Source organism: Kitasatospora sp. NPDC058115, assembly GCF_042884635.1.
Classification (GTDB): domain Bacteria; phylum Actinomycetota; class Actinomycetes; order Streptomycetales; family Streptomycetaceae; genus Kitasatospora.
Map to the genome: position 1 here is coordinate 205,494 of NZ_JBHVTL010000003.1, position 15,393 is coordinate 220,886.

16 protein-coding genes are annotated in these 15,393 nt (G+C 73.7%); 2 read left to right on the forward strand and 14 right to left on the reverse strand.

Translation table 11 applies throughout. The features are described from left to right. Window positions 1-2: 2 nt before the first annotated feature. The 14 genes from era to hrcA all read right to left on the reverse strand — a co-directional run bounded on the left by era (window position 3) and on the right by hrcA (window position 13,487). On the reverse strand, window positions 3-932 hold the full coding sequence (era, locus tag ACFVVL_RS04525; RefSeq protein WP_387671320.1) for a GTPase Era: 930 nt from the start codon (window positions 930-932) through the stop codon (window positions 3-5). A gap of 55 nt (window positions 933-987) precedes the next feature. Then, window positions 988-1,146, reverse strand: a complete 159-nt coding sequence (locus ACFVVL_RS04530) for a hypothetical protein (RefSeq protein ID WP_380289088.1) — start codon at window positions 1,144-1,146, stop codon at window positions 988-990. A gap of 139 nt (window positions 1,147-1,285) precedes the next feature. Beyond that, on the reverse strand, window positions 1,286-1,639 hold the full coding sequence (locus ACFVVL_RS04535) for a cytidine deaminase (RefSeq protein WP_380289090.1): 354 nt from the start codon (window positions 1,637-1,639) through the stop codon (window positions 1,286-1,288). A 43-nt stretch (window positions 1,640-1,682) separates the two neighbouring features. Next, on the reverse strand, window positions 1,683-2,222 hold the full coding sequence (locus ACFVVL_RS04540; RefSeq protein WP_380289092.1) for a DUF4383 domain-containing protein: 540 nt from the start codon (window positions 2,220-2,222) through the stop codon (window positions 1,683-1,685). A 30-nt stretch (window positions 2,223-2,252) separates the two neighbouring features. After that, window positions 2,253-2,489, reverse strand: coding sequence for a hypothetical protein (locus tag ACFVVL_RS04545; RefSeq protein WP_380289094.1), 237 nt, complete (start codon window positions 2,487-2,489; stop codon window positions 2,253-2,255). A gap of 33 nt (window positions 2,490-2,522) precedes the next feature. Then, a complete protein-coding gene (locus ACFVVL_RS04550) occupies window positions 2,523-3,848 on the reverse strand; it encodes a hemolysin family protein (protein WP_387671323.1) in 1,326 nt (441 codons plus the stop codon). A 19-nt stretch (window positions 3,849-3,867) separates the two neighbouring features. Continuing rightward, window positions 3,868-4,362 (reverse strand): rRNA maturation RNase YbeY, encoded by a 495-nt coding sequence (ybeY, locus tag ACFVVL_RS04555; RefSeq protein WP_350546232.1) that lies wholly within the window; start codon window positions 4,360-4,362, stop codon window positions 3,868-3,870. A 14-nt stretch (window positions 4,363-4,376) separates the two neighbouring features. Beyond that, entirely contained in the window at window positions 4,377-5,501 is a 1,125-nt protein-coding gene (locus ACFVVL_RS04560) for a PhoH family protein (RefSeq protein ID WP_380289099.1), read from the reverse strand. 200 nt (window positions 5,502-5,701) lie between these two features. Further along, on the reverse strand, window positions 5,702-6,622 hold the full coding sequence (locus tag ACFVVL_RS04565; RefSeq protein WP_380289101.1) for a ribonuclease Z: 921 nt from the start codon (window positions 6,620-6,622) through the stop codon (window positions 5,702-5,704). A 4-nt stretch (window positions 6,623-6,626) separates the two neighbouring features. After that, a complete protein-coding gene (locus ACFVVL_RS04570; RefSeq protein WP_380289103.1) occupies window positions 6,627-6,980 on the reverse strand; it encodes a histidine triad nucleotide-binding protein in 354 nt (117 codons plus the stop codon). 105 nt (window positions 6,981-7,085) lie between these two features. Next, the gene (locus ACFVVL_RS04575) at window positions 7,086-10,337 is read right to left on the reverse strand and encodes a S41 family peptidase (RefSeq protein ID WP_387671326.1); all 3,252 of its coding nucleotides are present in this window, start codon (window positions 10,335-10,337) and stop codon (window positions 7,086-7,088) included. 67 nt (window positions 10,338-10,404) lie between these two features. After that, window positions 10,405-11,154, reverse strand: a complete 750-nt coding sequence (locus tag ACFVVL_RS04580; protein WP_387671328.1) for a 16S rRNA (uracil(1498)-N(3))-methyltransferase — start codon at window positions 11,152-11,154, stop codon at window positions 10,405-10,407. 81 nt (window positions 11,155-11,235) lie between these two features. Further along, on the reverse strand, window positions 11,236-12,381 hold the full coding sequence (gene dnaJ, locus ACFVVL_RS04585; RefSeq protein ID WP_350546220.1) for a molecular chaperone DnaJ: 1,146 nt from the start codon (window positions 12,379-12,381) through the stop codon (window positions 11,236-11,238). A gap of 71 nt (window positions 12,382-12,452) precedes the next feature. Continuing rightward, window positions 12,453-13,487, reverse strand: coding sequence for a heat-inducible transcriptional repressor HrcA (gene hrcA / locus ACFVVL_RS04590; RefSeq protein ID WP_380289109.1), 1,035 nt, complete (start codon window positions 13,485-13,487; stop codon window positions 12,453-12,455). Between the two features lie 276 nt (window positions 13,488-13,763). Between hrcA and htpX the strand changes: the two genes are divergently transcribed. Both htpX and ACFVVL_RS04600 read left to right on the forward strand, forming a co-directional pair. Then, complete coding sequence (gene htpX, locus ACFVVL_RS04595) at window positions 13,764-14,684, forward strand: zinc metalloprotease HtpX (protein WP_387671331.1); 921 nt, start codon at window positions 13,764-13,766, stop codon at window positions 14,682-14,684. Window positions 14,685-14,748: 64 nt separating this feature from the next. Beyond that, the gene (locus tag ACFVVL_RS04600) at window positions 14,749-15,336 is read left to right on the forward strand and encodes a hypothetical protein (RefSeq protein ID WP_387671332.1); all 588 of its coding nucleotides are present in this window, start codon (window positions 14,749-14,751) and stop codon (window positions 15,334-15,336) included. Window positions 15,337-15,393 lie beyond the last annotated feature (57 nt).

Sequence of the window (15,393 nt, forward strand, 5' to 3'; positions counted from 1 at the left end):
GGTCAGAACCCGAGCTTGCGCAGTTGCTTCGGGTCCCGCTGCCAGTCCTTGGCGACCTTGACGTGCAGGTCCAGGAAGACCGGGGTGCCGAGCAGCGCCTCGATGTGCTTGCGGGCGGTGGTGCCGACGTGCTTGAGCCGGGCGCCCTTGGCCCCGATCACGATGGCCTTCTGGCTCTGCCGCTCGATGTAGACGTTGGCGTGGATGTCGAGCAGCGGCCGGTCCGCCGGGCGGCCCTCGCGCGGCAGCATCTCCTCGACCACGACGGCCAGCGAGTGCGGCAGCTCGTCGCGCACGCCCTCCAGGGCGGCCTCGCGGATCAGCTCGGCCACCATGATCTGCTCGGGCTCGTCGGTGAGGTCGCCGTCCGGGTAGAGCGGCATGCCCTCCGGCAGCAGCTTGCTGATCAGCTCGCCGACCAGCTCGACCTGCTTGTCGCCCACGGCGGAGACCGGGATGATCTCGGCCCACTCGATGCCCAGCTCGGCACCGAGCTGGTGGACGGCGATCAGCTGCTCGGCGAGCCGCTTGGAGTCGACCAGGTCGGTCTTGGTGACGATGGCCACCTTGGGGGTCTTCTTGATCCCGGCGAGTTCCTTGGCGATGAACTTGTCGCCGGGGCCGAGCTTCTGGTCGGCGGGCAGGCAGAAGCCGATCACGTCGACCTCGGCCCAGGTGCTGCGCACCAGGTCGTTGAGGCGCTCGCCGAGCAGGGTGCGCGGCTTGTGCAGGCCGGGGGTGTCCACCAGCACCAGCTGGGCGTCCGGGCGGTGCACGATGCCGCGGACGGTGTGCCGGGTGGTCTGCGGGCGGTCGGAGGTGATCGCGACCTTCGTCCCCACCAGAGCGTTGGTCAGGGTCGACTTGCCCGCGTTGGGCCGGCCGACGAAGCACGCGAAGCCGGAGCGGTACGAGGAGGAAGGGGCATTCATGGGCTCCATTCTCCCTGATCACCCCCGCCGGGACGGACACCGCCCGTCCGGTCCCTCACTTCTTCCCCCCGAACACCGCGCCCAGGCCCCAGCCGAGGACGAGCAGCAGGAAGGAGACCGAGCCCCAGAGCCAGAACGGCGACCCGGTCTCCTGCCACTTGCCCATGCCCATCACGCCCAGCAGCAGCCCCGCGAAGAACGCGAACGGCCCCATCGCCCAGCCCCCTCACCGCGCCGTCCCACCGCGCCGTCTCCCCGCCCGTCCCCGGTGAGATTATCCGCCACGCCCGAGGGGCCCGGAACGCGCCGGTGCCCGGGGCGTGAACCCCGGGCACCGTACGGACCGCGTGCGCTCAGCGGGCCCCGACCGCGACGCGCAGCGCCCCGTCCGGGCCGGCCAGCAGCAGCGGGGTGCCGGCCCCGCCGAGGTCCCGCACCGCCGCCAGGTCGGCCTCCGAGGGCTGCTCCGCCTCGGTCACCACGGCCGCCGCCTCCAGCGACTTCGCGCCGCTGGCCACCGCCATCGCCACCGCCGTCTGCACCGCGCTCAGCCGCAGCGACTCCAGCGCGACCGTCCCGGCCACGTAGGTGCGGCCGGTCTCGTCACGCACCGCGGCCCCCTCCGCCACGCCGTTGCGGGCGCGGGCGGAGCGGGCCAGGGTGATGATCTTCTTGTCTTCGGGGTCCAGCTCGACGATGTCACTCATGCCCAGGAGCATAGGCCCCGGCGGGGCGCCCGGGCGGCGCTCCTCAGTGCCCGATCGGGTTGGGCGGTCCGGGCCGCATCACCTTCACGAAGGTCTTGGGACCGGTCGGCAGCGCCCCCTCCTCCCCGGTGCGCTTGCGCCAGTACGGGTTGTCGTGCGGCAGGTGGCTGCTGACCCGCCCGTACATCCCGAACGCGGTGATCACCACGCCGAAGGCGAAGGCGAAGATCACGTTGTGGATGCCGAAGTTCAGGATGTTGGCGTCCGGCCGTTCGAGCACCGTCAGCCCGTAGAACCCGGAGAGGATGAACAGCGCGCCGGCCGCCATGTTCAGGTTGGCGGCGAAGTTCCCGCCGATGACCGCCCCGATCACCAGGATCCCGCCCACCACGATGGACAGGATGCTCAGCGCCCCGTTGGTGGACATCCCGGCGATCTCGTTGCCCTGGGTGGACAGGAAGCCCGGGTGGTCGGCCAGCCCCAGGCAGCCGAACACGATCAGGAAGATCCCGCCGAGCCCCGCCCCGATCCGCCAGACCAGCACCAGTTTGTGGTCGACGGGCAGTTCGTCTTGCAGCTTCATGGCGACCTCCGAGGTGGCCGAAACACCTGGCTAGCTGTAGGGGTGGCTGCCCTGCATGTGCGGCACCTCGTGCATGTACAGCGAGCCGCACTGCTGGCAACCCCGCAGGCCGGTCCCCCACTCCTGCTCCGGCCTGGTCTCGGCCTCGGCGGGAATGGTCCGGCCGCACAGTGCGAGCGCCGGGTCCCTGTCCCGCACGACGTGCCAGACCTTCACCCCGCCCGCCGTCCCCTGCGGGCCGTACTCCGCGCGAAGTTGGTGCGTCATGCCTCCCATGGTCGCCCCGCGGGCACCCGACCGCTACTCGCCGCCCTCCCGGGCCGCCCGCACCTCGGCCCGCACCGGGGCGGCGACCACGGAACCGATCCGGTTGCGGCGCCCGGCCGAGCTCTCGGCGGTCAGCCGGATCGCGGTCAGCCCGCCCGGCACCTCCTCCGGCACCGGGATCTCGCAGGACGACCCCGGGATCGGGACCCGGCCCAGGTGCTTGGCCAGCAGGCCGCCGACCGTCTCGACGTCCTCGTCCTCCAGCTCGATCCCGAACAGCTCGCCGAGGTCCTCCACCAGCAGCCGCGCGGTGATCCGGTAGGAGCCGTCCCCGAGGTCCTCCACCGGGGGGATCTCCCGGTCGTACTCGTCGGTGATCTCGCCGACGATCTCCTCCAGGATGTCCTCGATGGTGACCAGTCCGGCCGTGCCGCCGTACTCGTCGATCACGATCGCCACGTGTGAGCGCATCTGCTGCATCTCGCGCAGCAGGTCGGCGGCCGGCTTGGAGTCCGGGACGAACACCGCCGGGCGCAGCACGGCGCCCACCTCGTCGGCCTCCGAGTCCCGGTTGATGTGGGTGCGGCGCACCAGGTCCTTGAGGTAGACGATGCCGACCACGTCGTCCTCGTTGTCGCCGACCACCGGGATCCGCGAGAAGCCCGAGCGCAGCGCCAGGGTCAGCGCCTGCCGCACGGTCTTGTGCCGCTCGATCATCACCAGGTCGGTGCGCGGCACCATCACCTCGCGCACGATGGTGTCGCCCAGCTCGAAGACCGAGTGCACCATGCGGCGCTCCTCGTCCTCGATGACGTCGTTCTTCTCCGCGAGGTCGACCAGGGCCCGCAGCTCCGCCTCGGAGGCGAACGGGCCCTCCTTGTAGCCCTTGCCCGGGGTCAGCGCGTTGCCGAGCAGGATCAGCAGCCGCGGGATCGGGCCGAGGATCCGGGCCAGCGGCAGCAGCACGAAGGAGGCCGCGGTGGCGGTGGTCAGCGGGTGCTGGCGGCCGATCGTGCGGGGCGAGACGCCCACCGCCACGAAGGACACCAGCACCATCACGCCGAACGCCAGCAGCACGGCCTGCCAGGTCGTGTCGATGGTGCGCACGCACACCACGGTGACCAGGACCGCCGCCGCCATCTCGCTGGCCACCCGGATCAGGGTGGCCAGGTTGAGGTAGCGGATCGGGTCGGCGGCCAGCGCCAGCAGCCGGGCCGAGCCCTTGCGCCCGGAGCGCACGGCCTCCTCCGCCCGGAACCGGGAGACCCGGGAGATGCCCGCCTCGGCGCACGCGGCCAGCCAGCCGAGCACGACGAGCAGGACGGCACCGAGGATGAAACTCGTACTCTCACCACTCACAGGGGTTCGGGCTCCGCGCTCAGTGGGTGGTGGGGGCCGGCGAGATGCCGCCGAGGCCCCGCTCGGCCCGCCAGCCGTCGAGGATCGCCTTCTGGAGGCCGAACATCTCGGCCTCCTCGTCCGGCTCCTCGTGGTCGTAGCCGAGCACGTGCAGCACGCCGTGCACGGTGAGCAGCTGCAGCTCCTCGTCCATCGAGTGCTTCGACGGGGCGGCCTTGCCCTGCTGCTCGGCGACCTCGGGGCAGAGCACGATGTCGCCGAGCAGGCCCTGCGGCAGCTCCTCGCCCTCCTTGCCGGGGCGCAGCTCGTCCATCGGGAAGGACATCACGTCCGTCGGGCCCGGGAGGTCCATCCACTGGATGTGCAGCTCCTCCATCGCCGCCCCGTCCACCAGGATCACGGACAGTTCGGACTGCGGGTGGATCCGCATCTTGTCCAGTGCGTAGCGGGCGACGGCGAGGACGGACTCCTCGTCGACGTCCCAACCGGACTCGTTGGCGATGTCGATCGACATGAGGGGCTGGTTACTCAGCTTTCGGTGCGGTGGGACTGTCGGGGTGCGCGCGAGCCGCGCCGCTGGGCGGGCTTGACCGGGAGCCTGCGCTCGTCGGTCTCCTGGGCCTCCTGGCGGGCGTCCCAGCGCTCGTACGCGTCCACGATCCGGCCGACCAGCTTGTGGCGGACCACGTCGGTGCTGGTGAGGACGGAGAAGTGGATGTCGGGCACGTCGACCAGGATCTCCTGGACGACCTTGAGGCCGCTGCGGGTGCCGCCCGGGAGGTCGATCTGGCTGGTGTCGCCGGTGACGACCACCCGGGAGTTGAACCCGAGGCGGGTGAGGAACATCTTCATCTGCTCGGGCGAGGTGTTCTGGGCCTCGTCGAGGATGATGAAGGCGTCGTTGAGGGTGCGGCCGCGCATGTAGGCGAGCGGCGCGACCTCGATGGTCCCGGCGGCCATCAGGCGCGGGATGGAGTCCGGGTCCATCATGTCGTGCAGCGCGTCGTACAGCGGGCGCAGGTACGGGTCGATCTTCTCGTAGAGGGTGCCGGGCAGGAAGCCCAGCCGCTCCCCCGCCTCGACGGCCGGGCGGGTCAGGATGATCCGGTTGACCTCCTTGGCCTGCAGGGCCTGGACGGCCTTGGCCATCGCGAGGTAGGTCTTTCCGGTGCCGGCCGGGCCGAGGCCGAAGACGATCGTGTGCTTGTCGATCGCGTCGACGTAGCGCTGCTGGTTGAGGGTCTTGGGACGGATGGTCCGGCCCCGGTTGGACAGGATGTTCGCGGTGAACACCTGCGACGGGGCCGGGCTGTCGGGGTCGTCCGCGGCACCGCGGAGCATGGCGATGGAGCGCTCCACGGCGTCCTCCGTCAGGGGTTGGCCGGTGCGCAGCACCAGCATCATCTCGCTGAACAGCTGCTTGACGAGGGCCACCTCGGCGCGCGCGCCGGTCGCGGTCACCTCGTTGCCGCGGACGTGGATGTCGGCGGCGGGGAAGCCCTGCTCGATCACCCGCAGCAGCGAATCGGCGGCGCCCAGCAGGGTGACCATCGGATGCTTCTCGGGGATGACGATCCGGGCGCTGACGCGGCCGTCGTCGGCCGGCTCGGGGCGCGGCTGTCCGTTGGTACGGGTCTGCGATGTGTCACTCATAGGTCGGCGCTGGGGCCTGCCTCATCCCATCCGTGTGTCGTGGTGCCGCTGGGTCTCTCCGGGGCACCAGGGTACGCCGCGCACGTGATCGACGCGGCGGGCGGCGGGGCCGCACCCGACGATGCTGCGGCAGACCGCCCGGGTGGCGCGAACTGTTTTCCGCGCCGTCCGGGCGCCGGGCCCGCGCCGGGGCGCCGCGGTCACCCGTGCCGGGGCGGTACTGGTACCCGGGCGAGGTCCTCGGCAAGCACGATCGGGCCGTCGAAGTGCTTGCGGGCGTCGGCCAGGTGCCGGCCGAGGTCCGGGTAGCGCTGGGAGAAGTGGGTCAGCACCAGGGTGCGGGCGCCCGCCTCGGCGGCGACCTTGCCGGCCTGGCCGGCGGTGAGGTGGCCGTGCTCCTCGGCGAGCCGGGCGTCGGCGTCGGTGAAGGTGGCCTCGACGACCAGCAGGTCGGCTCCCTCGGCGAGCTCGTGCACGCCCTCGCAGAGCCGGGTGTCCATGACGAAGGCGAACCGCTGTCCGGGCCGGGGCTCGCTGACCTCGTCCAGGGTGACCCGCCGGCCGGCCGCCCCGATCGCGCCCTGGCGCTGGAGCCGGCCGACGTCCGGGCCGCCGATGCCCAGGGCGGCCAGCCGTTCGGGCACCAGCCGGCGGCCGTCCGGCTCGCGCAGCCGGTAGCCGAAGGACTCGACCGGGTGGGAGAGCCGGACGGCGTCGAGCGCGAAGCGGGCGCCGGGCGCCTCCAGCGGGCCGGGCTCCTCGATCGGGCGGGGCCGCAGCACGGCCGTCTCGTGGAAGGCGGTGGCGTGGCGCAGCCGCTCGAAGTACACCTCGCCGGAGGCCGGGAAGTAGACGTCCACCGGGTGCGGGACGCGGTCGAGGTTGATCCGCTGGATCACCCCGGCCAGGCCCAGGCTGTGGTCGCCGTGGAAGTGCGTGACGGCGATCCGGGTGAGCTGGGTGGCCGAGACCCCGGCGCGCAGCATCTGGCGCTGGGTGCCCTCGCCGGGGTCGAACAGCAGGCCCTCGCCGTCCCAGCGCAGCAGGTAGCCGTTGTGGTTGCGGTGCCGGGTCGGCACCTGGCTGGCGGTGCCGAGGACGACGAGTTCGCGCTGGGACACCGGGTCAGACCATGTCCTCGGTCATCGTCCGGCCGCCGAGCACGTGGACGTGGGCGTGGAAGACCGTCTGCCCGGCACCGGCGCCGGTGTTGAAGATCAGCCGGTAGTCCTGGACGCCCTCGTCGGCGGCGACCCGGCCGGCCTCGGCGAGCAGCTCGCCGGCGATCTCCGGCTCGTCGGCGGCCAGCGCGGCGGCGTTCGGGTAGTGGGCGTGCGGGATCACCAGGACGTGCAGCGGGGCCTTCGGCGCGATGTCCCGGAAGGCGAGCACCCGCTCGGTCTTGCGCACCACGGTGGCCGGGATCTCGCCCGCCACGATCTTGCAGAACAGGCAGTCGGGCTGCGGCTCGCCGGCCATCGGGGTCTCCTCGCGGGGTCGGGTCGGTGCGTACGGCGGCATGCTAGCCGAGGCGGCCCCGGCCGGGGCGGGGGGACCGGGCCGCCCTCCCGCCCCGGCGCCGCCCTACCGCTGCCCGGGCAGCGGCGGCGGGGTCCTGGCCGGCCGCTCGGCGAGCGCCTCCAGGGCCAGCCGGACGCCCTCGGCGAGCTGCGGGTCCTCCCCCGCCGCCCACGCGTGCGGCGGGAACGGCACCTCGACGTCCGGGTCCACGCCGTGGTTCTCCAGGCCCCAGCCGACCCGCTCCGACCAGAAGGCGTACTTCGGCTGGGTCACCAGGGTGCCGTCCACCAGCGAGTAGCGGCTGTCGATGCCGATCACCCCGCCCCAGGTGCGGGTGCCGACCACCGGGCCGATGCCGAGCGCCTGGATGGCCGCGTTGACGATGTCGCCGTCCGAGCCGGAGTACTCGTCGGCCAGGGCGACGACCGGCCCGCGCGGCGCGTCCTCGGGGTACGGCGAGGGGCTGGCGACGTCCCGGGCGACGCCCCAGCCGATGATCCGCCGGGACAGCTTCTCGATCACCAGCTGCGAGGTGTGCCCGCCCCGGTTGCCCCGGATGTCGACGATCACGCCCTCCCGGGCCATCTCCGAGCGCAGGTCGCGGTGGATCTGCGCCCAGCCGGTGGTCTGCATGTCGGGGATGTGCAGGTAGCCGAGCCGGCCCCCGGACAGCTCGCGCACGGCGGCCCGCCGCCCGGCCACCCAGTCGTGGTAGCGCAGCGCCTCGTCGTCGGCGAGCGGGACGACCACCGGGTGGCGCCGGTCGGTGCCGTCCTTGCCGGCCACGGTCAGTTCGACCGGCTGCCCGGCGGTGCCCGCCAGCAGCGGCGCCGGGCCGGTCAGCGGGTCCACCGGGCGGCCGTTGACCGCGAGGACCGCGTCCCCCGGGCGGACGGCCACCCCCGGCGCGGCCAGCGGCGAGTGCGCCCTCGGGTCCGAGGACTCGCCGGGCAGGACGCGGGCGATCCGCCACACCTCGCCGTCGCGGACCAGGTCGGCGCCGAGCAGGCCCTGCCGGCGGGCCGCCTCGGTGTGCCGGCCGGGCGGCACCACGTACGCGTGGGAGGTGCCCAGCTCGCCGTGCACCTCCCAGAGCAGGTCCACCAGGTCGTCGTGCGAGCCGAGCCGCTCCACCAGCGGGCGGTAGCGGGCCAGCACCCCGGCCCAGTCCACCCCGGAGAGGTCCGGGTGCCAGAAGTTGTCCCGCATCAGGCGGCCGTTCTCGTCGAACATCTGCCGCCACTCGGCCGCCGGGTCGACGGTCACCCGCAGCCGGGCCAGGTCGACGTCGATCTCGTCGTCCTCGCCGGACGCCTTGTGGCCGGCCGGCAGGATCCGCAGCTCGTCCTCGTCCAGCACGGCCAGCCGGGTGCCGTCGCCGCTCACCGCGAACGCGTCCAGGCCGTCCACCAGCTGCTCGGCCCGGCGCTTGCGGAAGTCGAAGCGCTCCAGGGCCGGACGCGGGCGCTCGTCGTCGAGCGAGGCCGCGTCGTCGCCCAGCTCGCCGACCAGCGGGACGCGCGTCCACAGCACGCCGTCCTTGGCGGCCCGCAGGGTGCCGAAGCGGCCGCCCTCCACCGGGAACGGCACGATCCGGTCGGCGATGCCCGCCAGGTCGACCCTGGTCACCGGCGGCGCGTCGGCCCCGCCCTCCTCGCCGCCGTCCCGCTTGCCCCGGGGCTCGTCGTCCTCGCCGCCGACCGGGCGCCCGGCCCGGCTCGGCCCGAACGGGGACGGCGTGTCGGCGGCGAGGGTGATCAGGTACGGGCGGCAGCCGTTGGGGAACGACAGGTCGAAGACGTGCGAGTCGTACACCGGGTCGAAGTTGCGCATCGAGAGGAACGCCAGGTGCCGGCCGTCCGCGGTGAACGCCGGCGAGGTGTCGATGAACCGCTGCGGGGTCGCCTCGGAGACCGTCCGGGTGGCCAGGTTCGCCAGCACGATCTGGCGCAGCGACCACGGCCCGAGGGCCGGCTGCGACCAGGCCAGCCACGCCGAGTCGGGGCTGAACGCCAGCCCGCTGACCTCGCCGTCCGTGCTGTGCGCCAGCTCGTGCACGGATCCGTCGGCCAGCGAGACCAGCAGCACCCGGCCGTCGTGCGCGCCGACCGCCAGCTGCTTGCCGTCCGGCGACACCACCAGGGCGCGGACCCGTCCCAGCAGCCCGGCGGCCAGCCGGCGGCGCTCGGTGCCGAGCACGGCGGGCGCGTACTCGACCGCGTCCTCGCCCTCGGCGTCGGTCACCCAGACCACGCCCTGCGCGGCGTCCTCGCCCGCCGCGCCCGGCACCACCCGGGCCAGGCGGGCCCGCACGCCCGGTGTCTCGTCCAGCACCCGGGCCGGGCCCTCCCGGTGGGCCAGCCAGTGCACGGTGCCGCGCACCACCACCGCGCCGGCCCGGCCGGTGCGGTCCGGGGCGGCGCCCTCCAGCCAGTACGCGGCGGACACCGGGCGGGGGCGGCGGCCGGTGCGGGGGCCGCCCAGCCGCACGTCGAGCCGGCGCGGCCCGGCGCCGGCCAGGTCGTCCAGCAGCCACAGCCCGCCGGCACTGTGCCAGACCACCCGGGCGCCGTCGGTGGCGGCGTCGCGGGCGTAGAAGCCCTCCGGGGAGATGCCGTGGCGGCGCAGGCCGGAGCCGTCCGGGAGGCTGGAGTACAGCGCGCCGACGCCCTCGTGGTCGGAGAGGAACGCGATGCGCCCGCCCACCCACAGCGGCGACTCGATGTTGCCGGCCAGGTCCTCGTGGACGCGCTCGAAGCGCTCGGCGCCGATCCACAGCTTCCCGGCCCGCCCGCCCCGGTACCGCTTCCACCAGGCCGGTTCCATGCCGAACGCGGAGACCAGCAGCACCCGCCCGCCGCCCGGCTCGAAGGCCAGCCCGCCGACCGGGCCGTAGGGCAGCCGCACCGGCTCGCCGCCGTCCGGCGGCACGGCGTGCGCCCAGGTGCGGCGCAGCGAGGCCTGCCCGGCGGCGGTGGTGGCGATCGGCCGGCCGTCCGCCGTCCAGCCGCGCAGCTGGGTCTGCGCGTCGCCCCAGTGGGTGAGGCGGCGCGACGGGCCGCCGTCCACCGGCGCGAGGTGCACCTCGGGGGCGCCGTCCCGGGCCGAGGTGAACGCGACGTACCGGCCGTCCGGGGAGAAGCGGGGGCGGCGGACCGGGACGTGATCGGCCGTCAGCCGCCAGGCCCGGCCGCCGTCCAGCGGGGCGAGCCACACGTCGTTCTCGGCCACGAAGGTGATCAGGCCGCCGTGCAGGTGCGGGTGGCGCAGATAGGCGCCCACGGAGGTGCTCTCGGGTTCGCTCACACCCGTCACCCTGGCACGGGGCCGCTCCCCCGCGCCCGGACTTTGCCGACCACGGCCCCCTGCGGGGGAGGTCCTGCTACGACCAGCGGCCGGTGCGGCCCAGCAGCAGCGCGCCGGCCGCCACCCCGGCGGTGGAGGTGCGCAGCACCGACGGGCCGAGCCGGTACGGCTTCGCGCCGTCCTCGGCGAAGGCGGCCAGCTCCTCCGGGGAGACCCCGCCCTCCGGGCCGACCACCAGCACCAGGTCCCCGGTGTCCGGGAGGGCCGCGCCGGCCAGCGGCTCGGCGCCCTCCTCGTGCAGCACGGCCGCGAACGCGGCGCCGGCCAGCACCGGGACCAGTTGCCGGGTGGTCATCACGTCGCGGATCACGGGGAAGCGCAGCCGGCGGGACTGCTTGCCGGCCTCCCGCGCGGTGGCCCGCCACTTGGCGAGCGCCTTGCCGCCGCGCTCGCCCTTCCACTGGGTGATGCAGCGCGACGCCGCCCAGGGGATCACCACGTCCACGCCGACCTCGGTCATGGTCTCCACGGCCAGCTCGCCCCGGTCGCCCTTGGGCAGCGCCTGGACGACGACGATCCGCGGCGCCGGCTCCGGCTCGCGGCGCACCGCCGCCACCGTCACCTCGATCGCGTCCTTGCCGAGCACCGCCGCGACGGTGCCGTCCACGCCCAGGCCGAGGCCGTCCGTCAGGATGACCGCCTCGCCCGGCTGCAGCCGCTTCACGGCGGCGGCGTGCCGGCCCTCCGGCCCGTCCAGCAGCACCGGCGCGCCGGGCGCGACGGCGGCGATCCGCTCGGTCTCGGCGACGAACACGGGCGCGGTCATGCGGGGAACCTCCGGGGTGGGAAGGGGAACGGGAACGCGAAAGGGGTGCCGAGGAAGCCTCGGCACCCCCGCGCGGGACGGCTACCGGCCGTTGAAGGCGTCCTTCAGCCGGGAGAACAGCCCCTGCTGCCCGGGCGCGAACTGGCCGGAGGGCCGTTCCTCGCCGCGCAGCACCGCCAGGCGGCGCAGCAGGTCCTCCTGCTCGGCGTCGAGCTTGGTGGGCGTCTGCACCTCGACATGCACTATCAGGTCGCCCCGGCCGCCGCCGCGCAGGTGGGTGATGCCCCGGCCGTGCAGCGGGATGGACTGGCCGGACTGGGTGCCGGGCCGGATGTCGACCTCCTCCACCCCGTCCAGGGTCTGCAGCGGCACCTGGGTGCCGAGCGCGGCCGCCGTCATCGGGATGGTGACGGTGCAGTGCAGGTCGTCGCCGCGCCGCTGGAACACCGCGTGGGTGGTCTCGGCGATCTCGACGTACAGGTCGCCGGCCGGGCCGCCGCCGGGGCCGACCTCGCCCTCGCCGGCCAGCTGGATGCGGGTGCCGTTGTCGACACCGGCGGGGATCTTCACGGTCAGGGTGCGGCGGGCGCGGACCCGGCCGTCGCCGGCGCACTCCGGGCACGGGGTCGGCACGACGGTGCCGAAGCCCTGGCACTGCGGGCAGGGGCGGGAGGTCATGACCTGGCCCAGGAAGGACCGGGTGACCTGGGAGACCTCGCCCTTGCCGCGGCACATGTCACAGGTCTGCGCGGAGGTGCCGGGCGCGGCGCCCTCGCCGCTGCAGGTGGTGCAGGTGACGGCGGTGTCGACCTGGAGTTCCTTGGTGGTGCCGAACGCGGCCTCCTCCAGGGTGATCTCCAGGCGGATCATGGCGTCCTGGCCGCGCCGGGTCCGCGAGCGCGGGCCGCGCTGGCCGGAGGCGGCGCCGAAGAAGGCGTCCATGATGTCGGAGAAGCCGAAGCCGGCCGCGCCCGCGCCGAAGCCGCCCGCCCCGCCGCCCCCGCCGTTGGGCGAGAGGGGGTCGCCGCCGAGGTCGTAGACCTGGCGCTTCTGCGGGTCGGAGAGCACCTCGTAGGCGGCGTTGATCTCCTTGAACCGCTCCTGCGTCTTCGGGTCCGGGTTGACGTCCGGGTGCAGTTCGCGTGCCAGGCGCCGGAACGCCTTCTTGATCTCGTCCTGCCCCGCATCCCGTCGGACGCCGAGTACCGCGTAGTAGTCCGTGGCCACCAAATGCTCCGCTTGTTCCGCCTGTAAGAGTGCTTGCGACTTCGGACCGTCAGAATTCTAACGGTCCGTACCTACGACTCGGCCAGGATCTGGCCGACGTACCGTGCCACCGCTCGCACCGCCCCCATTGTGCCCGGATAGTCCATCCGGGTCGGACCGATCACACCCAGTTTGGCCACGCTCTCGTCGCCCGAACCGTAACCGACCGAGACGACCGACGTGGAATTCAGCCCCTCGTAGGCGTTCTCGCGGCCGATCCGGACCGTCATCCCGGCGTCCGCGGTCTCACCCAGGAGGCGGAGCAGGACGACCTGCTCCTCCAGTGCCTCCAGCACCGGCTGGATGGTCAGCGGGAAGTCGTGGCCGAAACGGGTCAGGTTGGCCGTGCCGGCCAGCATGATCCGCTCCTCGCTCTGCTCGGCGAGCGTCTCGAAGAGCGTCGCCAGCACCGTCGTCACGGTCGGCCGGTCGGCCGCCTCGAACAGTGCGGGCAGTTCCTCCAGCAGCCCGGGGACGTCGGGCAGGCGCTGGCCGGCGGCCCGCGCGTTGACCCGGGCCCGCAGGTCCGCCAGCAGGGTCTCGCCGACCGTGCCGGGGCAGTCCACCAGCCGCTGCTCGACCCGGCCGGTGTTGGTGATCAGCACCAGCATCACCTTCGCCGGGGCCAGCGCGACCAGCTCGATGTGCCGCACCGTGGAGCGGCTCAGCGAGGGGTACTGCACGACCGCGACCTGGCGGGTCAGCTGGGCCAGCAGCCGCACGGTGCGGGCGACCACGTCGTCGAGGTCCACCGCGCCGTCCAGGAAGTGCCGGATCGCCCGCCGCTCGGGCGCGCTCATCGGCTTGACCTCGGCCAGCTTGTCGACGAACAGCCGGTAGCCCTTGTCGGTGGGGATGCGCCCGGCGCTGGTGTGCGGCTGGTGGATGTAGCCCTCCTCCTCCAGCGCGGCCATGTCGTTGCGGACGGTGGCCGGGGAGACCCCGAGGTTGTGGCGGTCCACCAGGGCCTTGGAGCCCACCGGCTCCTCCGTCCCCACGTAGTCCTGGACGATCGCGCGAAGCACCGCGAGCTTGCGGTCGTCGAGCTGACGGACCTCACCGGCCATGGGGCACGCACCTCCGTCTTCACGCGTTGTCCGTTGTGACACGCCCTTGTGGCATGTGTCCGCATTCGAGCTGTCCGGGCCGGCCCCGCAGGGCCCCGGCTTTGGCACTCCGACCATCCGAGTGCCAGAACCGTACCTGCCAGTGTAAGGCCCGGGTCCGACGGCAGGAACGGTCCGGCCGGGGTGATCCTGCCCGCAGTCCGGCGGCACGCGGATGATGCCGCGGGCCCGCCCGGGTGGCAGCATCGAAAGCGGACGGCGAACGGAGGAACAGCGATGTCGACCTCGGGCCAGCACACCCGTTTCGCCCCCGACCGCGGCCTGACCGGCCGGATGGTGGGGACGATGTTCCTGATCGGGCTCCTGTACGTCGGATTCACCGGGCTGCTGATCGCCCTGCTGCGCGGTGCCTGGCCGATCATCGTCCTGATCTCGGGCGGCCTGTTCGTCGCCCAGTTCTGGTTCAGCGACAAGATCACCGAACGGGCCATGGGCGCCCACCCGGTCACCCCGGAGCAGTACCCGCAGCTGCACGGCGCCGTCGACCGGCTCTGCGCGCTCGCCGACATGCCCAAACCCCGGGTCGCCGTCGCCCGCAACGACATGCCGAACGCCTTCGCCACCGGCCGCAACCCGCAGAAGGCGGTGGTCTGCGTCACCACCGGGCTGCTGCGCCGCCTGGAGCCGGAGGAACTGGAGGGCGTGCTCGCCCACGAGCTGTCGCACGTCGCCCACCGGGACGTCGCCGTGATGACGGTGGCCGGCTTCCTCGGGGTGCTGGCCGGCGCGATGACCAGGATCGCCGTGTACGGCGGCTTCATGGGCGGCGGGCGCAACAGCAACGACTCCAACGCCGCGATCGTCGCGCTGGTCATCCCGCTGGTGTCGATCGCCGTCTACGCGATCAGCTTCCTGCTGACCCGGCTGCTCTCCCGCTACCGCGAGCTGGCCGCCGACCGGGCCGCCGCCCAGCTCACCGGCCGGCCCAGCGCACTGGCCTCCGCGCTCACCAAGGTGACCGGCCAGATCGCCGCCATCCCGACCAAGGACCTGCGCCAGGCGCAGCCCTACAACGCCTTCTACTTCGCCCCCGCGCTGAGCGCCCGGGAGGCCGCCGCCCAGCTGTTCTCCACCCACCCGACCCTGGAGCAGCGGCTGGCCCAGCTCGCGAGGATCTCCGAGCGGCTCGGCCGCTGACGCCCCCGCGCCTGCCCCGCCCCCGCCCCGCCCCCGCCCGCCCGCCGCTACCGGAAGGACCGCCGTGGGAATCCTGGACGCGTTGTTCGGCCGCACCAAGCCCGTCAAGCCCGACCTCGACCAGCTGTTCGGGGTGCCGTCCGCCGCGCTGACCCTGGAGGCCGGCGCGGGCCTGCGGCCCACCGGGCTCGGCTCGGTCTGCTTCGCCTCCGTCGAGGGCGGGGCCTTCGACGAGGTCGAACGCCAGGTCCGGGCGCTGCTGGACGCCGACACCGGGCGCGGCGGCGTCCCCGTCGAGGCGTCCAGGGACGACTACGGCTACTCCTGGCTGCTCGCCCGGCACGCCCCCGAGGAGCTGCCCGAGCTCGTCAACGACCTGCACGCGGTCAACAGCGAACTGGAGGCGAACGGCTTCGGGCCGCAGCTGCTCTGCTCGCTGGTCGGCTTCCGCGACGCCACCGGCCGCCGGCCGCTGGCCCTGGTCTACCTGTACAAGCGCGGCACCTTCTACCCGTTCGCGCCGCTGCCCGGCCGCGGGGAGAAGCGCGACAGCCCGCTGGAGCTGGAGGTCAACGCGATGCTCGGCAACGACCTGCGGCTGGAGAAGGACCTCACCCGCTGGTTCCCGGTCTGGGGCGCGCCGGGGCTGTGAGGACGCCACGCCGGGCGGCGAGGACGCCCCGGGGCGGCGAAAACCGCTGGCCGCGGC